The organism is Psychrobacter sp. AOP7-C1-14 (assembly GCF_052376135.1).
Lineage (GTDB): Bacteria > Pseudomonadota > Gammaproteobacteria > Pseudomonadales > Moraxellaceae > Psychrobacter.
In genome coordinates, this window is sequence record NZ_JBQSVH010000007.1 from 1 (window position 1) to 21,399 (window position 21,399).

Below are 21,399 nucleotides of genomic sequence, written 5' to 3' on the forward strand. Positions count from 1 at the left end.
TGAATGATCAATAAAAAGCTGTTTAACGGCTCATAATAGAACTAAATCATCATAAACCTAGCTATCAACCGCACGAACCATTGCTTAAACAATGCTCCGAACTAATTCTTGTATCCGTTATTATACGCTGACTTATCTTAAATAGTCATACATCTCTCAATCAAAATCAACTTCTCTCTAGCTAGTAGATATAAATTTCGATTGATTATAATCTTTCTTATAACCGTATAATTATCTTGATATGTAAGGTCGCAATGTTAGCTGACCGACATCATCAAACAATCTATAAAATCCGTTAATATATGGAATAGCAGTCCAGTTCCAATGATATTAAAAGGCTTACGAAGAAAGAGTAAAAAAAATATACTAGCATCGCATAATAAGTATGTAACGGATGAAAATTAATGCTACATCTATTTGCCTGAAATATTGGATTTGCTACCAAATGATCTAGATCAACCAACATGGTCGCAAGCAAAATCAGATATGCTTTTTTCCACTCTTTTCTAAAAAACGCAATCGCGATAAAAAGAGGAAAACCAAAGTGCAAGGAGTAATGTATCAATGTCTGCATACTAACCTATTAGTTTTAGTCTTCTCTATATAAGACCATCAAAACCAATATTTATTAATATACTGACAGCACTAAAAGGCAACACCTCAGTGTTACCTTTGAATCATTGTCTATTGCACTACTGTTATATATTTCAATATTCTATAATTTCGATATCGACGCAAAGTTATATAAATAGCAAAGCAAGCATAAAAAGTATAAACAATAAATGGAGCTCATATCGAGAATTGAACTCGAGACCTCTCCCTTACCAAGGGAGTGCTCTACCGCTGAGCTATATGAGCGTATATTGAAACCTTTGATCTGCACTAAAAAAAATATCACGATACAGCAATAATTACTGACTCTCGTGATGATTTATTGTTATGCTTTGCGATGGTGTATATATGGAGCGGGTGGCGGGAATCGAACCCGCGTCATTAGCTTGGAAGGCTAAGGTGTTACCATTATACCACACCCGCATTTACTCTTATTCAGGACAGCTCTAATCGAGAGTTGTTAAATTCAGAGCATGCTTGGCGCTATGACAAACTTTAGAAAATATGGTGGTGGGAGAAGGATTCGAACCTTCGAAGCTTTCGCGACAGATTTACAGTCTGTTGGGTTTGACCGCTCCCCAATCCCACCTTAGGGTGCTTTGAACAAAAATGACTTTCATTTAAGACAAATTCATAAAAAGCTACTTTGAAAGAGATGGTGCCGACTGCCGGGATCGAACTGGCGACCTACTGATTACAAGTCAGTTGCTCTACCAACTGAGCTAAGTCGGCTTGTTCTCTCTAAAGTGGTGGCTATTCTATCAAATTTTTTGAGATGCGCAAGTACTTTTTCATCTTTTTTTGAATTAATTTAATATAAATATTTAAGTCACTGATTAGGATGGTTTTTTTATCAGTAAAAATATGGCAGTAAGTTGGCTTTTTACTTGCTGCCTTTATCTTTGCCATATTACTGGCTATTTAATTAGCGAATGCGCAAGCCGTTACAGGCCATTTCTACGGCTTTTATTAATGCTAATGCCTTTTTATTGGTTTCATCCCATTCTTTTTCTGGCATAGAATCAGCAACGACTCCTGCTCCAGCTTGAATATGTACCTCACCACGCCGCATCACCGCAGTACGAATAGCAATGGCAGTATCCATATTACCATTCCACCCTAAATAACCAACTGAACCACCAAATACCGTTCGGCGCACTGGTTCTATCTCATCGATAATCTGCATGGCGCGGATTTTAGGAGCACCCGATAGCGTACCAGCTGGGAAAGTGGCGCAGAACACATCTAGCGCATCTTTGTCAGCTCGTATTGTACCTTCCACATTGGATGCGATATGCATCACTTGCGAGTAGCGCTCTATAAACATTTTCTCTGTGACTTTGACACTACCATACTCACAAACGCGGCCAATATCATTGCGACCTAAATCAATGAGCATTAGATGCTCGGCTGTTTCCTTCTTATCATCTAGCAGCTCTTGCTCAAGCGCTAGGTCTTCGGCCTCATCTCGACCACGTTGCCGTGTCCCTGCCAGTGGCCTTACGGTCACCTTGCCATTTTCGATACGAGATAGGATTTCAGGAGAAGCACCGATAATATCAAAGCGTTTGTGATCATCAAGTGTATAGCCATGCACCAAAAACAGATACGGTGATGGGTTCAGGTAGCGTAACGCACGATATACGGCTAGAGAGTCGCCTGTATAGTCGGCTGTCAGCCGTTGCGCTGGTACTACCTGCATGACATCACCTTTAGCGATGTAATCCTTTATCTTATTAACGTCGCTACAATATTTTTCGGCACCTGTTTGCGATATAAATTTAGGCGTAGGCATTATGGGGGCGCACAAGTTGGATGGCTCAGCTAGCTTTTCCTCGATTTGCTCTAACTCTCGTATAGCCGAACTATAGCCATCCTCAGACTGGCAATCAGCATAGACGATGATTGATAGTGTATTCTCTAAATTATCAAATACAATAACGCTCATCGAAAGCATCAGCCACATATCTGGCATCGACATTGGATTGGGCGCATCAGATAAACCCACACTTGGTTCAATAACACGTACCATATCGTATCCAAAGTAACCGACTAGACCGCCGCTAAAGCTCGGCATCGACGGCACATCTTCAGTGGTTGGCATCTGATATTGCGTCATCAGCTCACGCAGGTAGTCGAAAGGATTCTCTACTGCCTCTGTATCAATATGATCGTTCCGTTTGGTTGTCATATTGCCACCAGAGTATTGCAAAATAAGATCGCTACCCAATCCAATCATGGAGTATCGTGCCCAGCGCTCACCGCCTACTACAGATTCAAACAGATAGGCAGAGCCGTTCAGATCACGCACTTTAGAGAATACAGACACAGGCGTTTGTGCATCCATTAGACGTTTTTTTACTAGTGGTGCATGGCTAAAGCCTCTATCTTTAAAAGCTTGGTATTCTTCAAAAGTCATCATAATAGCGCTCTCTTAGCACCTTATAGGCAATAATAAAACCATAAGCTGCTCTATAAAATATAGCGCCAATATTCGCTAAAATATCGACGCTACAATGAGTCATTTGTTTAAAAAATGGCGAGTACAATAAGTCTCTTTATCAAAACTTACGAAAAAGACTTAGTGCATAGTTCAATTATGCACCGCCCATATTAAACAACCATAAGGCCAAACCAATAATTAGAATGATCACAAATACCCATATAAACCAGCCACCGCTTGTCTTCTTTTCTACATGACCTGTATGAGCAGGGTTGCTGATTTCTTGATCCATCGCATTATTGCCTTCGGTACCAAGATCACGCGCCTGCCCTAAATTAGCCGTGCCTGAAAACTGTGCACTAGCTGCTTGTTTGGCTTTTAAAACTTCAGGATCTGCTTCTTCTTGCAGCTCTGTCTTTGTCGTTTTGTCATGTTCATCTTGGACTTTTGGCTCTTCATGCTTTGCTGGCTCTTCATGCACTGCTGGGCGCTCTTCTACCAATGGTGCGCTATCAGTAGATGCTGTCTGTGGTGGCTCTGTGGCCGTCACAGCTTCTGTTTCAGTTGCTGTTGGTACAGTTGTATCAGCTACCACCTCTGTAGCAACTGGCGTTTCTTCTACTGGCGTAGGCGATGCTGCGTCTGCATCAGACAGCACCTCATCAATGCCCGTTTCTTTGACCACTGGACCTGTATCAACGGCTTCTTCAGTAGCTGTTTCTTCACCAACTGGCTCTTCAAAAGCGAGCTCTTCGACAACAGGTTCAACGGTCTCATTCGCAGGATTTACTGAGTCTTCGCTTGTATCTGAGTCAATATCTACAGTGGCAGCATCATTTGTAGCAGGTAACACTTCTTCGATACCAGTTTCTTTTATCACTGGCTCGTTGACTGCTTGCTCTTTGATTGGATCTTCTTCAAGAACGCTTTCTTCAAATACTTGCTCTCCGGTCACAGGCTCATTAGCAGAAGCCTCTGTCACGGCAGCTGTATCAGTACTTTCATATGCATTCGCTACTAGCTCTTCTGTAGTCACTGGTGCAGCAGATGCCTGTACTTGAAAGCTAAAACTTGCAAAACCAAGCGTGTCATTTACTTTTAGATGACTAGATTCATTACCTTCGATACGCTGCTCATTAATAAACGTGCCATTAGAAGAATCTAAATCTTTTACGTATAGTTGACCGTCCAACACACTGAGTACCGCATGATTGCGAGAGACCTGTTTGCTACCTAGGACTACGTCATTATCACTACCACGGCCTATAGATAAGCTATCACTAACTGTCAGTGTCAGGTCACCTAGTGCTTCCGTCAACGCATTCAGCTGCCAAGTTGTACTTGCTGCCGTATTCATACTATCTGTCTCGTTTGTCATGTTATAACTCCTTATTTTTCTATTGGATATCCAATGATGCCAAAAATAATAACTCTAAAATATTACTGCCAATTTATGATAAATATTGTCGCTATTTCTTTAATAATATTTGTCTAGTACAACTTATTAAATATTTTCCCCAAACACTGTACAGTATCTACTTTGGTATAAAATGAGGTTTTATAACTTTATCGAGCTTGCTATACGGGATATTAAGGACAGGCATACCATAGGCATATGGGCCGATAGAGTAATGCTGATAACGAATACTAATACCCGTGTCTGTCAAAGTCACATTATCGCTTAACGTAAACGGCCAGTTTTTCTCATAACTACTTACGTCTTCAGCAACTGTTTTAACCCACGTTTTATAAGCATCATAAGCAAGCGCTTCAAAACGGGGTTTTTTACCTGAAATAAGCATGTCGTCAAGCGTGACTTGCTTTTTAGTACTTGGGTCAAACACTAGATACTCGCTATAAGGCATACCATGTGCACCACCAGTATAGACGTAAGAGCTAATCTCAAACAGTTCAAAGTTATCGATATGACCTAGATAATTGGGCGCTACCATCAGATTATAACCCCAAGACACATCATCAGGCATATCCTGAAATTGCGAACTTACAAAGCTATCAAGAGCAGCCGTAACTTCTTTTTCGCTGCTTTTACCTTTGATAGGTGCTGACTCTATCATCTGACTATTGACGACTATGTTATCGATACGAGCGTTGACAGTCTCATCTATCCAGCTTTGACTGCTTTTGAGATATTTAACTTCAATTTCTGGACAGTTATCACGCTTGCCACACGTCTTTTGTATATCACTGGGCAGTTGATACGGTAGGTACTCAGTACTGCTAATAAAGCTTCCTGCATTTACCGACATACTAACTGCGCCTAACACTAGGCTACCAGCTAACATAGCAATTGAACGTCTCTGGCTTGCCTTTATCGAACGTAGACCAGCCGATATAGATTTATTATCAGTTTGAGTCGTAGTGTGCATGTGTCCTCTTTCACAAATATAAAATGCCATTCAACATTCTACCGTAACAATTGCAATGTATTGTAGGAAGACTGTTTGTGTTTTTGAAGTGGTGTAAGCAAACGGATACCTGACTCCTGTCATTTAAATCACAGATACAGGCAATAAAAAAGACACGGCTAGCGTGTCTTAATCAGTAAACGATACAGGAGTATAAATAAATTTAATGTTCGCGAGTGCTACTAAAAGTCACTTCTGGATAGCGATCTTGCATTAGCTGTAGGTTGACGCGTGATGGTGCAAGATACGTTAGATAACCACCACCATCTATCGACAATTGGTCATGGGCTTTTTTCTTAAATTTCGCCAATGCTACTTCGTCATCGCAATGAATCCAGCGTACCGTAGCTATAGATACGGGCTCAAACGTACATTGAACCTTATACTCTTCTTTTAGACGATGCGCGACCACCTCAAACTGTAGTACGCCGACTGCACCTAACACCAAATCATTGTTAATCTGCGGCATAAATACCTGCGTTGCGCCCTCTTCGCTCAATTGCTGTAAACCTTTTTGCAGTGCTTTTGATTTGAGCGGATCTTTTAGCACCACACGGCGGAACAGTTCAGGTGCAAAATGTGGAATACCCGTAAAGCTCAACTCCTCGCCTGCTGTGAAGCTATCACCGATAGAGATGGTGCCATGGTTGTGCAAACCAATGATATCACCTGGATAGGCTTCTTCTAGTGCCTCGCGGTCGCCTGCCAAAAAGGTCAGCGCATCAGCAATACGCACGTCTTTACCCAGACGTACATGCTTCATTTTCATGCCCTTCTCGTACTTACCAGAACATACTCGCAAGAACGCAATGCGGTCACGGTGACGCGGATCCATATTGGCCTGAATTTTAAATACAAAGCCTGTAAAGTCCGTTTCGGTTGCTGATACTTCACGCTCAGTCGTTGGGTGGGCTTTCGGCGCCGGGGCATACTTAACCAAGGTATCAAGTACCATGTTGACCCCAAAGTTACCCAATGCCGTGCCAAACAATACTGGCGTCATCTCTCCCGCCAAAAATGATTCAACACTGAACTCTTCTAGCGCCATCTGTACCAGCTCAAGTGACTCTTCGAACGCATCAAACATCAGTGTTCCTAGACGTTCACGGATATCTGGATAATCATAGCCCTCGCGAGTCTCAGAAACGGTCATCTTGCCGCCATTACCTTTTTCATATAGGTAGGTTTTGTCTTCTGCAAGGTGATAGACCCCAACAAAATCCTGTCCCATACCAATCGGCCAAGTGACTGGCACACACTTAATCTTTAACACCGATTCGATTTCACTAAGCAACTCAAGCGGCTCACGAATCTGACGATCTAGTTTATTGACGAATGAGATGATAGGCGTATCACGCATACGACACACTTCCATCAGCTTGATGGTACGTTCCTCGACACCTTTTGCACCATCGACCATCATCAGCGCACTATCCACTGCGGTCAACGTACGATACGTATCTTCACTAAAGTCGGCGTGACCTGGGGTGTCTAGTAGGTTGACCATATGGTCTTTGTACGGGAACTGCATAACAGATGTCGTGATTGAGATACCACGCTCTTGCTCCATGCTCATCCAATCTGAGGTTGCATGACGATCGGTTTTACGGCCTTTTACTTCGCCCACTACCTGAATCGCTTGGCCCCACAATAGGAGTTTTTCGGTCATGGTGGTCTTACCAGCATCAGGATGCGAGATAATGGCAAAGGTACGGCGCTTAGCAACTTCTTTGTTTAATTTCTTTGGATCTACGCTCATAATTTTCAGCTTCAACAGTTATGTGATTTAGAAGTGACTCTAAATAAATAAAATAAATAATGGGCGTATTGTAGCGGATTTAGCATCAGGGTGCAGAATTAGCGTATAAAAAAACACGCCCTATTATTTAAATAAAGCGTGTTTTTGAGCTTTCTAATTGCAATCATCATACTGAATTAGCACGACTAATAACCATCAACTCATCTCAATAGTAGCGTTTGATTTGCTCAGCTAAGAAGTCGCCAGCCACCTCATTGACGATCGTACAATCGACTACATCAAAACGACTGTCTGTGTTCGGATCGGTACTGCCTTTGGCGACATAGTTTGCTTCATAAACGTCCTTTTCATACTCAACACCGCTATATTCATAAGCAGGCTGATCATCGTACTCAAAAAACATGACTTGCGCAGCTTGTTGCTGATTGCCTTCGCCTACGCCAAACTGAGAAGTTCTGTGATCTCTATCTGCACTAAAGCGGGTTTTAGCCACGTCAATCCATCTCTCTATTGAGGCATATCCAGTTTTATTTTTATCATTGAATGCCAAAAATGAGCGCTCACTGGTTACCACAGGAATGTAACAAACCGACCCTTCTGGGAAAGCAACATTGGTTGGAATTTCAGAGTAGTTATTTAAGTCGGTAATAATGCCGTATCTATTGTTTATGTTTGCACTAGCAACATAGCTGTTCGCACGCAAACCGGATAAGTTGAGCGTCTTGTAAGTGGTTTCGTAGTCTAGCTGGTTGTTAGTGTTTTTTTCATAGATAGGGCGTTTGACCATCCGGTTATTAACCTCAATGTTTTTATTTTCAAGTCGGCCCTCGAAGTCGTCTGCCAGCACCGTTCTATCTAAATCATTCAGGCTTTGATTGCTATAACTGTTGATGATATTGGTTGTTTTGATCTCGCGGGCACCAGTACGATAGGTTTCATCTATTCTCGCGATTGCCGTAGCATTGGCTTTGCTGTCATAGCTATTAGCGAAGCTTGTCAATGTAATCTCGCTACTAGCCGTCCCATAAGCGCCGTCTTCTTCACACCCTATCAAAGCGAGCGTCGTCAAAAAGCAAACACTAGGTATCGCAATCCATCTATTCATCAAACAATGTCCTTATGACTAAGACTTATATTATCTATACTAATACGTACACATGGTTCATTGTCGCTATTGTACCTCTTTGACGACTGTACGATAAGACTGTAAATCTAAAAACGAAGGAAACTGTGCTCAAAACTTTATTTACAAACTAGCAGTATATATTTACTCTCTATGCACTGAGCTGCGTGAGCGATTTGTTATGCTAGGTCTCATATTAAGATTTATCACTCAAATATAAACATAAAAACTCACAACAAAGGATGTGTCATGAAATCTCTATATTCTACTAAATCTACAGTTACCGGCGGTCGCATGGGTACGGCAACCTTAAGCGATAGTGATCTTGAAATCAATATGGTACCACCAGGCGGTAATGAAAAAGGTAACAATCCTGAGCAATTACTCGCTATGGGTTATGGCGCTTGTTTTGATGGTGCTTTAGGCGTAGTTAAAAAAATGGAAAGCGCAACATTTGGCTCAACTGTTGAGACCTCTGTAGACCTATTACAAGATGACAGTCACGAATATAAGCTTGCCGTAAAAATTCATGTCATCGCTGATAATACAGATCTATCTGCTGACGAAATCCAAAAATTGGTCGAAAAGGCGCATGAAGTATGCCCATACTCGAAAGCAACCAACGGTAACATTGATGTTGAAGTCTCTTCAGAAGTAAAATAACGCATTCAGAGACTTGTTATCAACATCCATCAAATGATAAATAGTTGATAGTTATTTAGTACTAAAAGAACTCAGACTATCTGGGTTCTTTTTTTGTCTTTAGCATTTTATTTGCCCTAACAATGGAATATCGAAAACTCAATTTAGATTTCAATAAAAAGAACACGATAGAATACATCGTAACGATTAAGCAGTTCGGCACGCGCTGATTTTATCGTTATAATAAGCATATATATTTTTACCTAATAGCTGATAAGTGACTTTTATGACTGATGACATAGCTGACAATACCACCGATAACGACCACAATTCTCATCAAGCGCTTGACCCCAAATCACTACCGAACTTCGATACCATGCCTAACGTGGCGCTGATGGATACCAGTCACGTAGACAAAGATCAACCACCTTTTATTTTGGTTGATGGCTCCTATTATCTGTTTCGCACTTATCACGCCCTACCAAAAACCATGCAAAACTCGCAGGGCCTCATCACCAATGCGATACGCGGTACACTCAACGCATTACTCAAACTGATGCGTCGCTATCACCCTACCCATATGGCGGTCTGCTTCGATACCAAATCACCGACTTTTCGCCATCATATGTCTGCTGATTACAAAGCCGCTCGTCCGCCCATTGATATCGAGCTAGTAGAGCAAATTCCTTATATTCATCGTTTGGTCTCTGCATTAGGTATACCACTGTTGCGCATCGAAGGTGCAGAGGCCGACGATATCATCGGTACACTTGCCCATCGTGCTGTCGAACAAGGTCATCATGTGGTTATCTCAACGGGTGATAAAGACATGATGCAGTTGGTCAATGATTGCGTCATACTGGAAGATAGCTTTACGGGCAAAATCACGGATACCCCAGCGGTAATCGATAAGTTTGGTATTAATCCAAATCAAATGATCGATTTCTTGACGCTAATGGGTGACGCCTCTGATGGTATTAAAGGCGTACCTGGTATTGGTAAAAAGACCGCTAAAGACTTGCTCGTTGAGTATGGTGATATCGAAAATATGCTTAAGCATATTGGCTTTATCAAAGGTCGCGGAGCTAAAGGTCTGATCGAACACGCCGACGACATTCCTTTTAACAGAAATCTTGCTACCATCGTCACTAACTTAGCAATTGGCCAAGATTGGAATGATCTAAAAATAAATACCGACCCTTGCGCGCATATAGCTGAATTACGCGACTTATATAATGAGCTTGAGTTTAGAAATGAGCTGGCATCATTGGATCACCCGAATCACCCTGCCAATGGTTCTAAAAGTGTTGCTGATAGTCAGGCCGATACTGAGTCACAAGCACAAGTAGCAAAATCACTCCAATCAACCAAAAGCGACAACATTAAAGACAACGCTAGCCATGATAAAGCGTGGCACACTGTACTCGACGAGCCAGCGCTTGATAGCTTAGTCGAGTCGTTAGAAGCTGCTCCGCACTTTGTCATTGATACCGAGACCACTAGCGTTCATTGGCGTGATGCAAAAATTGTCGGTTTATCCTTTGCGTTGCAAGCACATGAAGCGTATTACATTCCGCTTACGCATAGCCTAGAAGATGATGAGCTGACAGCCAAGCAGCTTGATCGTGATATGGTATTGGCTCGCTTAAAACCTATACTAGAAAATCCCAAAATTGGCAAAATCGGTCAGCATTTGAAATATGATGCGCATATCCTCGCTCACTATGATATCGATCTAGTTGGCGCCATACATGAGCAGCCAAACAACTGGGCAATGGATACTATGCTTGCCAGCTACGTCATCAATGCAGCAGCCACTCGCCACGGTATGGATGATTTGGCACGTCATTATTTGCAAACGCAAACCATCAGCTTCGAAGACGTAGCAGGTAAAGGCGCTAAACAAGTCACCTTTGATCAAGTAGCCATCGACATCGCTAGTGACTATGCTTGTGAAGATGCGGATATCACCTATCAGTTATTTGACGTGTTCAGCGTTGAGCTGGCTAACGATGCCAGTAATGCCAAATTGCTACACGAGCTGGAAATTCCAACGGCAGAGATACTGTGCCAAATGGAAGCGAATGGTATTTTGATTAAACGCTCATTTTTAAATGAGCTTTCAAAACGCTTTGATGAAGAAATTATCGCCCTAGAAAAACGTGCCTATGAAGTGGCAGGTGAAGAGTTTAACTTAGGCTCTCCTAAGCAGCTCGGTGAGATGCTGTTTGAAAAACTAGGCGTCGCTGGCGGTAAAAAAACCAAATCAGGTCAATACTCGACTGGTGAGGCTGTACTATCAAAAATTGATCATCCATTGGTCGATATCACCTTGGAATATCGTGGACTGTCTAAGCTCAAGAGCACTTATACCGATGCATTAGATAATGTCGCAGACAGTGAAACTGATCGCGTATACACTAGCTACCACCAAGCACTAACCAGTACTGGACGTTTGTCATCGACAGATCCTAACTTGCAAAATATCCCAATTCGTACTGCGACTGGTCGCTTAATTCGTCAAGCTTTTATCGCACCAGAAGGTCGCGTGATTCTCGCCGCCGATTACTCACAAATTGAATTGCGTCTAATGGCGCACTTCTCAGGTGATAAGAACCTAACTCATGCCTTTAACGAAGGGTTAGATATTCACGCGGCCACCGCTGCCGAAGTACTTGGTAAGGATGTCGCAGACGTCACTTCAACCGAACGACGTAATGCTAAAGCCATTAACTTTGGTCTGTTATACGGGATGAGTGCCTTTGGACTTGCCAAGCAGCTACAGATGAGCCGCGGCGAGGCACAAGACTATATCGATATGTACTTTGAGCGTTATCCAGGCGTCAAAAACTATATGATCAATACGCGTGCCAGCGCTTATGAGCAAGGTTATGTCGAGACGATACTGGGCCGTAAACTCTATACGCCTGATATCAATCATAGTAACCGTATGGTCAAGCAAGGTGCTGAGCGCGCGGCGATTAACGCGCCACTACAAGGATCTGCTGCTGATCTAATCAAGCTTGCTATGATTGCCGTTGATAAAGTGCTGCCGAAAGAGCAAGCTAAAATGCTGCTACAGGTTCACGATGAATTGGTGTTTGAAGTGGATGCCTATAAAGTAGACGAAGTTAGCCAGCTGATTACTGATGCTATGCAAGATGTCTTGATAACCACTGCCGTAGAAAAAGGCTGGAGCGTCGACTTTGCTGTGCCATTATTGGTTGAAACTGATAGTGGTCAAAACTGGGATGAGGCACACTAAGTATTAACTGTCATTTTATTAAGCACCTAAGGTATGGTTATTCACATACCTTGCAGGTAAAACAGCTTTTGATAACTGATACTACACTAAATGATTATATATTATTTATATTAACAATTACTTATGACTAATTAGTTATCTTTCACAACAGCAATATCTAGCTATGGGGTTTATAATAGTGCATCTATTAAATTCTAACTATTTGGTATTTTTTGCTTTGAAGTGAGCCTACGGGCTCACTTTTTTGTTTTTAACACATTTTTTGACACGCAGGAGTCATTTATTTTGAATTCAGATGGCATCATTGAAATCCCCGGTATGATCCTGTTGTTTGCCTGCTTACTACGTTGTACACAATACTTTGTAAAAAGTCATGTCAAACAAGTTAAAGCTTTTTGGCTGGCAGCCGTACTTATATTTGTCGCTGTTATTCGTCGCGAGTTGAACTATTTACCAGACCTACTGGTTCCAAGCGATTTTTTATTGCTTGGTCAGTCTTATGACTGGTGGGAGGATAGCATCCTTACCATTATCTATCTCGTCGCGCTTGGTCTGCTAGCTTATGCAAGACACTACCTATGGGCAGTGCTAAAAACGTGCCAGTTTCACTCTATCTTAGTGTTATTGTACTGGCAGTCATGCAATACATGGGTGAGAACGCCATTGTATTCCCGCATACATTTGGTGAAATTGTCGAAGAGCTGTCTGAAACTGCAGTCTACGGTATTGCCTTGACCTACTTGTGGCGATTCAAACTGGCTGACTATCGACTAAAAATATAAACTTTGATTTAACGACCTTACTACCATACAAAGACTTAGTGAATATTTTATAAATAATTACGGCTACTTATATTGAGTAGCCGTTTTGCATTCTGACCATCGTCTTACATTTTTTGAACATCATGTCACACCTTACTACTAGTGAAAATTTGTATAAGCGTACAAACTGAGAAGTATGTTATCTACATTGCCATAAGCGATGTTTTGATAAGCGAGTACGTTACCTTTATATCTAATAACTACAATAAGGAATTATTTATGGAAAACTTAAAAAACCCATTACCAGAAGAGATGGATCAGATTGACAGCAATCGTCGTAACAACAATGGCAGCCAAAGCGAGCAAGACAACCAACTGGTCGATTTGGACAACCCTATGTTGCATACGATAGATAACGATGATGTGATTGATAATAGTGCGGGATTTAATAACTCAGAAGTCGGTAGTGATGCAACCCAAGGATTAACACCTTCACATCGTCAAAACCTTGATGAGTCACGTGTCGACGAGATTTTGGTTCAGGACAACCTTGATGACAGCGATTATCCAAATGCAATGGATATTGCTGATAGGGAAGCAGCTGGACGTAGCAACGATGATGATTTTTAGAACTTAATATAACTACTAATACAATCCTTTGCTCATAAAAAAGCACGCTTAAGATAATTAAGCGTGCTTTTTTGATTTTATTATTTAACTCGTTAAAACAGCGAGTCTTGACGGATTAAACCCAGCCATCTAACGTGCCAGCCCAACCTTTTACCAAAGGCAAACTCAACGCTTCAAGCAATTCCATATGCGTCTCATCAAGGTTCAGTGCAGGAATATAATGATACTCTTGCCCGCCAGCATTGAGGAAGTTATCACGATTTTCAATCGCCAACTCTTCTAGTGTCTCTAAACAATCTGCTGAAAACGCTGGACTAATCACCTGCACCGAGCGTACGCCTGATTTACCCCAATCCTCCAATACTACATCGGTATATGGCTTAACCCATTCTTGCTTACCAAAACGTGATTGGAAGCTAATAATCCATTCATCTTCTGTCAGACCAAGGGCTTGTGCCACTTGTGCCGCGGTACATTTACAACGTTTAGGATAAGGATCGCCTTTATCAGCATAAGGCTGCGGGATACCATGAAAACTGAACATCAATTTTTCAGGCTTACCGTGTTTTTCTTGAAAACGGCGAATAGAGTTGGCCAATGCTTGAATATAGAGCGGATGGGCAAAGTAGTCTTTGACAATTGTATAATTTGGCAAATTGCGTTGTTTTAGCGTCCACTTCGTCAGCGCATCATATACCGCACCGCCTGAAGAGGCAGAGTACTGCGGAAACAACGGTAGAATAACAAAGTGATCAACCCCTTCACCACGCAGCGTATCCATCACATCAGGCAAACCCGGGTTGCCATAGCTCATCGCAGGATGCACAGAGACGCGAAATGGAGCCACACTATCAGCCAAACGTGGTTCTAACAGCTCAACTTGGCTTTTTAATATTTTACGAATCGGTGAATCACCTTCCCAGATACTGGCGTAAGCCTCTGCTACGCGTTTGGGACGACTTGGTAAGACAAATAAATTCAGAATGATCGCCCACAGAAATTTAGGAATCTCAATCACTCGTGGGTCTGACAAAAATTGTTTGAGGTAACGACGTACGGCAGGTGCTGTTGGCTCATCTGGTGTACCAAGATTCACTAACAAAACGGCAATACGTGGGGGCAGTTTAGGTTTCATAGCAGCACTTTATTAGCAGTAAGTTATTAAGGGTGATGTCAAAATAATAAGAGATGATACTGTTAAGACACAGTTGAATGAACACCTTATTAGTGTAGCATTTTATCCATTAATGACGCAGGCTAAAAGCGTACCTATACAATTTGACACGCAGTTGCTATTTATTAGCTCTTGATTACTTGATGCTGGCGACGTATTCATTATTTGTTTATGGTGCATCTGTCATAAAAACCACGCACGAAAGGCGCGCTCGACGGTTGTACTCCAACGCGCATCACCATACAATAGGCAGGCCCAGTTTATAAAAACCGTGTAGGTAAAATAGCCTGTTAACAACGTGCCGTTTTGCTTTTATTTTATTGATGATTGTAGTCTTGCGAGGTAGCTTTGAACGCACGCTCTGATAATACCAGTGACCAGCATCCTAATTCACAACCTCACACTAACAGCTCGGCCAGTATCGACAGTACTACAGGGTCAGTGGGTGTCGTGACGCCCCAGAACTTTCATTTCGCTGAGCCCTTAACGTTAGAATGCAACCGTACCCTGCCCTCGTTTGACTTAATGGTAGAGACTTACGGTACGCTCAATAGCGACAAATCAAATGCAATTCTAATTTGCCACGCGTTATCGGGTAGTCATCATGCAGCGGGCTTTCATAGTCCTGATGACAAAAAAGCGGGCTGGTGGGACAATATGATTGGTCCCAATAAAGCCATCGATACCAATCAGTTCTATGTGGTGTGTGTCAATAATATCGGTAGCTGTTTTGGTTCAACAGGGCCTACCACTATTAACCCCGATAGCGTTGGTTCGGATAGTGTTAGTTCAGACAGCGTTGATTCAGATAGTAGCGATGAACCGCAAGTGTATGGCCCTGACTTTCCGCTGATCACCATCAAAGACTGGGTGAAAACCCAAGCAATGCTTTCAGATCGTTTAGGTATTGACGTTTGGCATGCCATCGTTGGTGGCTCTATGGGTGGTATGCAAGCGCTACAATGGTCTGTTGATTATCCAGAGCGATTAAAACGCTGTGTGGTTATCGCCAGTACGCCAAAGCTATCTGCTCAAAATATCGCTTTCAACGAAGTGGCGCGCCAATCTATATTATCTGACCCTGATTTTAAGGACGGACGCTATATACAAGAAGGCACCTATCCTCGTCGCGGACTGATATTAGCACGTATGGTTGGACATATTACCTATTTAACTGATGACGCGATGAAAGCCAAATTTGGTCGTGATTTAAAATCTGGCAAATTCATGTATGGCTACGATGTCGAGTTTCAGGTCGAAAGCTATCTGCGCTATCAAGGCGAGCGCTTTAGTGAAAACTTCGATGCCAATACCTATCTACTCATGACCAAAGCCTTAGATTACTTTGATCCGACGCGAGATTATCCATCAACGGTAGCAAAAGATACTATAGAGTCAGCAGTAAATATAGAAGGCTCTATCGCTGCATCAGTCGAATCTAGTAAGGCTAATGCACAGGGTGAATTAGGAGATGCGGTAGCGCCGATTGAAGATAATGAATCTGAACGTCAGCAAGAGCTTTCTGCGCTCAAAGCTGCCTTTGCCCATACACAATGCCAATATTTGATCGTGTCATTTACCACTGACTGGCGCTTTGCACCTGAGCGCTCGCAAGAGATTGTCGATGCGCTGATGGCTACTGGCAAACCAGTCAGCTATATCAATATTGATGCTCCGCATGGACATGACTCATTCTTGTTTGATATTCCTCGCTACATGGGTGCGGTTAAAGGATTTTTGACTGCGCCATTTATTACCCAAAGCCGCCCAGCCGCAGGAGAGCGCTCATGAGAATGGATCACCAACTGGCAGAGCGCTGGATTGCGCCGCAAGCACATGTACTGGATTTAGGTTGCGGTAATGGCGAGCTGCTTGCACACTTACAGCAGAAACTAGGTGTGACAGGGTACGGACTAGAAATTGATGAAGACAAAATCAATGAGGCGATTGGCAATGGTTTATCGATTGTCGAGCAGGACCTCAATGATGGTCTAGCGCGCTTTGCTGATAATAGCTTTGACACGGTCGTCATGGCCCGTGCCCTACAAGCGGTAAAAGCACCTGATGAGTTGTTGCTTGATATGCTGAGAGTTGCCCGTGAAGCAGTCATCACCTTCCCTAACTTTGCGCATTGGCAAAACCGCATTCATTTAGGGCTAAAAGGCATGATGCCTGTTTCTGAAGCGCTACCTTATGAATGGTACAACACGCCAAACATTCATCTATGTACTTTCAAAGACTTTGAATTGCTATGCGCGCAGCATGACATTCATATCATTAATCGTTTCGCGGTTAGTGATTCTGAAAAAGGCCATACACCTTTAATGAAAACGTTAATCAGACAAGCACCTAACCTTTTGGCAGACGTCGCTATCTACCGAGTGACCAAGAAATAGCCGATAAACTATCAGCTACCTCGAGATTTTGAAGACTACTAAATACTACTGCTGGAGTTAGTATTAACCTTAATAGATTGTTAATTTAGTATAATTTTTTAGTAACTGTCTGATTTTGTTAAGGGCAATCAAGTACAAACGTCTATTAGACCGTGTAATTAGTATTTGAGTTTCGTAAGTTTGGGTGCTAAGCTAGCAAAATATTGTCAGCCATCCAACTATTACGACCGTTTGTCTAATTAGTTAGGGTGAACTCTATAATTTAGAGCTGATAACCCCCTTTGCTAATGATTAGGTAAGTTCATATCGCAAGATTTCACCTAATTGTTATCGCCGTCTAACTGTCTTTGGCGAGACCATGTTTAGCGGTACAATTCTTTTGCTTATTAACTGCCTGATTTTGGAGCTGCTATGAAATTATTAAAAGCTGCGTTGTTTACTGCATTATTTTCTTGTGCTGGTCTAGCCAATGCTGAGTTAATATCAAACGTACCACTTGATACCTCACGTTTTGAACTTATGCCTATTAGTGAATTGTCTAGTCGTGCCAGCCAAGGCAACGATCACGCTCAGTTCTATCTGGCCAAACGTTTGCAAAAAGGTGAAGGTATTGCTCAAAATACCCAACAAGCCATCCAATGGTATACCAAAGCGGCCCAGCAAGGCGTTGCTCCTGCTCAGTTGAATCTTGCCATCATGTATTTGCGCGGCGAAGGTGTTCAGCCTAACTTGCAACAAGCACGTCTATGGTTAGAAAAAGCGGCAATGCGCGGCGACAACCGTGCTAGTTACACGCTTGCACTACTAGATGAGAAGCAAGAAAACCTGGTTGATGCTTATAAATGGTACGATTTGGCTGCCCGTGACGGTATGTTAGACGAAAAAGTTCGTACTAAAGCCCGTGGCAAAATTGGTCAATTGGCATTGAACTTATCAAGCTCAGACATTGCTAGCGCTCGCAGTCAAGCCGATAGCTGGTTTCAAAGTAAATAAGATCTAGTTTTCGTATTACGAATTGAATATAAAAAAGGCTCAGTATTTTGCTGGGCTTTTTTGTTTTTTATCTTATTGATAAGTGGTTGAATACTCTCTACAACACCAAGCTAAGCCTGATAAACTATTCAAATCTCTAGCAAAATTTGCTACACTACGCGCGCATTAATTCCACAATCATATTATTGTTATAAACTATTCTGAACCAATACAGTCCATTTCAAGTGGATGGCAAATAGCGTATTTATTTGAACCAGACTGTTAACCCAACGCACTAGGTTTACGACCTAGCCAGCAGGAGAAAAACATGAGCATCAACAAAGAAACCGCGATAACTGATAACAAAGCAGCGCCCGCCTACGACAGTGTCACTAACAATATCGTCGTTGCAGCACTCTATAAGTTCACACGTTTTGCTGATTTTGAGCAGTATCGTGAACCGATCTTAAATACTATGATCGACAACGATGTAAAAGGTACGTTGTTGCTTGCAAGTGAAGGCATCAACGGTACGATTTCTGGTACGCGCCAAGGTATCGATACTGTCCTTGACTATCTGCGTAGTATTGAGGCAGTTGGTACTTTTGCTTTCAAGGAGTCCTATACTGGCGCACAGCCTTTTTATCGCACTAAAGTAAAGCTGAAAAAAGAAATTGTCACTATGGGTGTCGAGAATATTGATCCATTAGAATCTGTTGGTCGCTATGTGAAGCCAAGTGAGTGGAATGCATTAATTTCAGATCCTGAAGTCACCTTAATTGACACACGTAACGATTATGAAGTACAAATTGGTACTTTCCAAAACGCGGTTAACCCAAACACTGAAACTTTCCGCGAGTTCCCAAAATATGTCTCACAAGAGCTTGACCCAACCAAGCACAAAAAAGTGGCGATGTTCTGTACGGGTGGTATCCGCTGCGAGAAATCTACTGCGTATTTACGCGAGCAAGGGTTTGAAGAAGTCTATCATTTAGAAGGTGGTATCCTAAAATACTTGGAAGAAGTCCCTGCTAGTGACTCTATGTGGCAAGGCGATTGCTTTGTTTTTGATAACCGTGTCTCAGTTAACCATAATTTAGAAAAAGGCAACTACGAACAGTGTTTTGCTTGCCGTATGCCGATTACTGTCGACGACATGCAAAGTCCGGCTTATATCAAAGGTGAGTCATGCCCGCATTGTATCGACAAGGCAACCGATGAGCAAAAAGCTCGTTTCCGTGAGCGTGAGCATCAGATGCAGCTAGCGAAAAAGCGCGGCGAAGCCCATATCGGCAGTGATGTGATGGATGTAATCGAAAAACGTAAGGCCGCTAAGACGGAAGCACGTCTGCAAGCAGAAGCTACAAACAACGCTAAAGCGAACTAAACTTAGTGTTAGTAAAATAAAAAGAAGTGAAAAAAGAGAGGCTCTAATCAATAGAGCCTCTCTTTTTTTATGAAAAATTTTCAACGCGTATTAAAACTATTAGCGTTGATATAGTCGATCCAACTTTATAGTGGATTGACTCCATTAAAATAATATACGTACACGGATGGTCTCTTCTACATCTTTTAACTGGTCTAGTGCAGCTGTTGAGTCATTATAATCAACATCCATCACTAGATAACCCACATCACCTTCTGTCATTAGGCTCTGCGCTAGGATGTTAATCCCTGCTTCAGCAAACAGACGGTTAATCTGAGACAGTACGCCTGGTACGTTTTTGTGGATATGTAGTAGACGATGAGAGTTTTCTTTGAACGGAATAGAAACTTCTGGGAAGTTTACTGCTGTCGCCGTATCACCTTGGTCAGAGTATCTAACAAACTTATCAGCTACTTCCAGTCCGATATTGGCCTGTGCTTCTTGTGTTGAGCCACCGATATGCGGCGTCAAAATCACATTGTCGAACTTGCGTAATGGTGACTCAAACTCTTCGTCAGCTGATTTTGGCTCTTTCGGGAACACATCAATAGCTGCACCCAATAACTTGCCTGATTCCAACACATCAGCAAGATCATCAATCTCGACACAAGTACCGCGAGCCGCATTGATAAAGTAACTGCCTTCTTTCATCTGAGTGAACTGTTCAGCTTTCATCATATAACGGGTGCTTGGCACATCAGGCACATGCAATGTTACGATATCAGCCGTTGATAATAGCTCTTCTAGGCTACCAACTTGTACCGCGTTGCCTAGTGGCAATTTGGTCACGGCATCATGATAAATAACTTTCATACCGAAGCTTTCTGCCAAGACAGACAGCTGCGAGCCGATAGAACCATAACCGACGATACCGATGGTCTTGCCACGCACTTCGTGTGAATTGGTCGCAGACTTACCCCAGCCGCCGCGATGTACAGTAGCATTTTTTTCAGGAATACCGCGGTACAGCATGATGGCTTCAGCCAATACTAGCTCAGCTACCGAACGAGTGTTCGAGAATGGTGCGTTAAAGACAGGGATACCAAGATCGCGAGCTGCCTCTAGGTCCACTTGGTTAGTACCAATACAAAAGCAACCAATACCGATAAGTTTATGCGCATGCTCAAGTACTTCACGCGTCAGCTGAGTACGCGAACGAATACCGATAAAATGTGCATCTTTGATCTTTTCGATCAGCTCATCTTTGTCTAAAGCGTGACTGATATTTTCAATATTATGATAACCAGCGCCTTCTAATACTTTTAAAGCATTGTCGTGTAGACCTTCAAGTAATAAAAACCGGATTTTGTCTTTTTGTAGTGATAATGCCATATGAGAACTGTCCTATAATTGTTTTATAAAATTATCTTAGGGATAAATCTATAGTCGAAGCAGTTTAAAGTGAGCACAAAGCAATAAAGTGTAAATAGTACGTTGAGTACGTTAAGTGAGGTTCGTGCCATCACTATTTACTAATACTTTGACTACATGGTGGATGAAACGAAAGCAGTCCCAATATCTTACACAAAATTTTGAGTCGATGTTAGCAGATTAGATGAATTATTGATTATCAAGCCTGAAAAATTTTTATGCTATAGTGAATTATTCTGCTTGAAACCAATCGAATCAATTACTTATTACTTTCTTTCTTTTATATGTAAAAACTATCATCCACTTATTACCTCTACGAGCTGACTCATCAATGAATTTATAGTTATTTCGCTATATAATGAGCAATCCCAGCATCGTGCTTACGCCAATATTGAGATT

Annotated in this window: 16 protein-coding genes and 4 tRNA genes; 8 read left to right on the top strand and 12 right to left on the bottom strand. The window is 42.1% G+C overall.

Translation table 11 applies throughout. The annotated features are described in order from the left end of the window. Nucleotides 1-295: 295 nt before the first annotated feature. The 10 genes from ACT3QN_RS06665 to ACT3QN_RS06710 form a co-directional block, all read right to left on the bottom strand. Nucleotides 296-574: a DUF6122 family protein gene (locus ACT3QN_RS06665; protein ID WP_444529093.1), complete on the bottom strand. Its 279-nt coding sequence runs from the start codon at nucleotides 572-574 to the stop codon at nucleotides 296-298. Between the two features lie 209 nt (nucleotides 575-783). After that, nucleotides 784-858: transfer RNA gene (locus ACT3QN_RS06670), tRNA-Thr, on the bottom strand. A gap of 103 nt (nucleotides 859-961) precedes the next feature. Further along, nucleotides 962-1,035 (bottom strand) — tRNA-Gly (locus ACT3QN_RS06675). Nucleotides 1,036-1,117: 82 nt separating this feature from the next. After that, nucleotides 1,118-1,201 (bottom strand) — tRNA-Tyr (locus tag ACT3QN_RS06680). A gap of 67 nt (nucleotides 1,202-1,268) precedes the next feature. Beyond that, nucleotides 1,269-1,344, bottom strand: a tRNA-Thr gene (locus ACT3QN_RS06685). Between the two features lie 193 nt (nucleotides 1,345-1,537). Further along, nucleotides 1,538-3,034: an anthranilate synthase component I gene (gene trpE, locus ACT3QN_RS06690; RefSeq protein ID WP_444529094.1), complete on the bottom strand. Its 1,497-nt coding sequence runs from the start codon at nucleotides 3,032-3,034 to the stop codon at nucleotides 1,538-1,540. Between the two features lie 175 nt (nucleotides 3,035-3,209). Beyond that, the gene (locus tag ACT3QN_RS06695; protein ID WP_444529095.1) at nucleotides 3,210-4,433 is read right to left on the bottom strand and encodes an FHA domain-containing protein; all 1,224 of its coding nucleotides are present in this window, start codon (nucleotides 4,431-4,433) and stop codon (nucleotides 3,210-3,212) included. A 157-nt stretch (nucleotides 4,434-4,590) separates the two neighbouring features. Then, the gene (locus tag ACT3QN_RS06700; RefSeq protein WP_444529096.1) at nucleotides 4,591-5,442 is read right to left on the bottom strand and encodes an RsiV family protein; all 852 of its coding nucleotides are present in this window, start codon (nucleotides 5,440-5,442) and stop codon (nucleotides 4,591-4,593) included. Nucleotides 5,443-5,644: 202 nt separating this feature from the next. Beyond that, nucleotides 5,645-7,240 carry a peptide chain release factor 3 gene (locus tag ACT3QN_RS06705; protein ID WP_444529097.1) on the bottom strand — a complete coding sequence of 532 codons (1,596 nt, stop codon included), beginning with the start codon at nucleotides 7,238-7,240 and terminating at the stop codon, nucleotides 5,645-5,647. Between the two features lie 205 nt (nucleotides 7,241-7,445). After that, nucleotides 7,446-8,345 (bottom strand): hypothetical protein, encoded by a 900-nt coding sequence (locus ACT3QN_RS06710; RefSeq protein WP_444529098.1) that lies wholly within the window; start codon nucleotides 8,343-8,345, stop codon nucleotides 7,446-7,448. A gap of 267 nt (nucleotides 8,346-8,612) precedes the next feature. On the opposite strand from ACT3QN_RS06710, the gene ACT3QN_RS06715 reads away from it, so the two are divergent. The 4 genes from ACT3QN_RS06715 to ACT3QN_RS06730 all read left to right on the top strand — a co-directional run bounded on the left by ACT3QN_RS06715 (nucleotide 8,613) and on the right by ACT3QN_RS06730 (nucleotide 13,661). Continuing rightward, nucleotides 8,613-9,026, top strand: a complete 414-nt coding sequence (locus ACT3QN_RS06715; RefSeq protein WP_444529099.1) for an Ohr family peroxiredoxin — start codon at nucleotides 8,613-8,615, stop codon at nucleotides 9,024-9,026. Nucleotides 9,027-9,291: 265 nt separating this feature from the next. Next, nucleotides 9,292-12,270: a DNA polymerase I gene (gene polA / locus ACT3QN_RS06720; RefSeq protein WP_444529100.1), complete on the top strand. Its 2,979-nt coding sequence runs from the start codon at nucleotides 9,292-9,294 to the stop codon at nucleotides 12,268-12,270. A 578-nt stretch (nucleotides 12,271-12,848) separates the two neighbouring features. Further along, entirely contained in the window at nucleotides 12,849-13,052 is a 204-nt protein-coding gene (locus ACT3QN_RS06725; RefSeq protein WP_444529101.1) for a hypothetical protein, read from the top strand. Nucleotides 13,053-13,310: 258 nt separating this feature from the next. After that, nucleotides 13,311-13,661: a hypothetical protein gene (locus ACT3QN_RS06730; protein WP_444529102.1), complete on the top strand. Its 351-nt coding sequence runs from the start codon at nucleotides 13,311-13,313 to the stop codon at nucleotides 13,659-13,661. Between the two features lie 115 nt (nucleotides 13,662-13,776). Here ACT3QN_RS06730 and hemH read toward each other — a convergent pair whose 3' ends face one another. Next, nucleotides 13,777-14,796: a ferrochelatase gene (hemH, locus tag ACT3QN_RS06735; RefSeq protein ID WP_444529103.1), complete on the bottom strand. Its 1,020-nt coding sequence runs from the start codon at nucleotides 14,794-14,796 to the stop codon at nucleotides 13,777-13,779. A 459-nt stretch (nucleotides 14,797-15,255) separates the two neighbouring features. Here hemH and metX point away from each other — a divergent pair, with 459 nt between their 5' ends. From metX to trhO, 4 genes are all read left to right on the top strand, one after another. Then, nucleotides 15,256-16,626 carry a homoserine O-acetyltransferase MetX gene (gene metX, locus ACT3QN_RS06740; RefSeq protein WP_444529160.1) on the top strand — a complete coding sequence of 457 codons (1,371 nt, stop codon included), beginning with the start codon at nucleotides 15,256-15,258 and terminating at the stop codon, nucleotides 16,624-16,626. Then, on the top strand, nucleotides 16,623-17,231 hold the full coding sequence (gene metW / locus ACT3QN_RS06745; RefSeq protein WP_444521105.1) for a methionine biosynthesis protein MetW: 609 nt from the start codon (nucleotides 16,623-16,625) through the stop codon (nucleotides 17,229-17,231). Before metX ends, metW begins: the two co-directional genes overlap by 4 nt. A 411-nt stretch (nucleotides 17,232-17,642) precedes the next feature. Beyond that, nucleotides 17,643-18,224: a tetratricopeptide repeat protein gene (locus ACT3QN_RS06750; protein ID WP_444521104.1), complete on the top strand. Its 582-nt coding sequence runs from the start codon at nucleotides 17,643-17,645 to the stop codon at nucleotides 18,222-18,224. Between the two features lie 307 nt (nucleotides 18,225-18,531). Continuing rightward, a complete protein-coding gene (gene trhO / locus ACT3QN_RS06755) occupies nucleotides 18,532-19,590 on the top strand; it encodes an oxygen-dependent tRNA uridine(34) hydroxylase TrhO (RefSeq protein WP_444529104.1) in 1,059 nt (352 codons plus the stop codon). 144 nt (nucleotides 19,591-19,734) lie between these two features. Here trhO and serA read toward each other — a convergent pair whose 3' ends face one another. Beyond that, complete coding sequence (gene serA, locus ACT3QN_RS06760) at nucleotides 19,735-20,961, bottom strand: phosphoglycerate dehydrogenase (protein WP_444529105.1); 1,227 nt, start codon at nucleotides 20,959-20,961, stop codon at nucleotides 19,735-19,737. Nucleotides 20,962-21,399 lie beyond the last annotated feature (438 nt).

Bases quoted from the DNA above. Each gene is read 5' to 3' on its own strand.
- ACT3QN_RS06710 (WP_444529098.1), bottom strand. From the start codon at position 8,345: ATGAATAGATGGATTGCGATACCTAGTGTTTGCTTTTTGACGACGCTC.
- trpE (WP_444529094.1), bottom strand. From the start codon at position 3,034: ATGATGACTTTTGAAGAATACCAAGCTTTTAAAGATAGAGGCTTTAGC.
- polA (WP_444529100.1), top strand. From the start codon at position 9,292: ATGACTGATGACATAGCTGACAATACCACCGATAACGACCACAATTCT.
- hemH (WP_444529103.1), bottom strand. From the start codon at position 14,796: ATGAAACCTAAACTGCCCCCACGTATTGCCGTTTTGTTAGTGAATCTT.
- ACT3QN_RS06695 (WP_444529095.1), bottom strand. From the start codon at position 4,433: ATGACAAACGAGACAGATAGTATGAATACGGCAGCAAGTACAACTTGG.
- ACT3QN_RS06730 (WP_444529102.1), top strand. From the start codon at position 13,311: ATGGAAAACTTAAAAAACCCATTACCAGAAGAGATGGATCAGATTGAC.
- ACT3QN_RS06705 (WP_444529097.1), bottom strand. From the start codon at position 7,240: ATGAGCGTAGATCCAAAGAAATTAAACAAAGAAGTTGCTAAGCGCCGT.
- serA (WP_444529105.1), bottom strand. From the start codon at position 20,961: ATGGCATTATCACTACAAAAAGACAAAATCCGGTTTTTATTACTTGAA.
- ACT3QN_RS06700 (WP_444529096.1), bottom strand. From the start codon at position 5,442: ATGCACACTACGACTCAAACTGATAATAAATCTATATCGGCTGGTCTA.
- ACT3QN_RS06665 (WP_444529093.1), bottom strand. From the start codon at position 574: ATGCAGACATTGATACATTACTCCTTGCACTTTGGTTTTCCTCTTTTT.
- metW (WP_444521105.1), top strand. From the start codon at position 16,623: ATGAGAATGGATCACCAACTGGCAGAGCGCTGGATTGCGCCGCAAGCA.
- ACT3QN_RS06715 (WP_444529099.1), top strand. From the start codon at position 8,613: ATGAAATCTCTATATTCTACTAAATCTACAGTTACCGGCGGTCGCATG.
- ACT3QN_RS06750 (WP_444521104.1), top strand. From the start codon at position 17,643: ATGAAATTATTAAAAGCTGCGTTGTTTACTGCATTATTTTCTTGTGCT.
- trhO (WP_444529104.1), top strand. From the start codon at position 18,532: ATGAGCATCAACAAAGAAACCGCGATAACTGATAACAAAGCAGCGCCC.
- ACT3QN_RS06725 (WP_444529101.1), top strand. From the start codon at position 12,849: ATGGGCAGTGCTAAAAACGTGCCAGTTTCACTCTATCTTAGTGTTATT.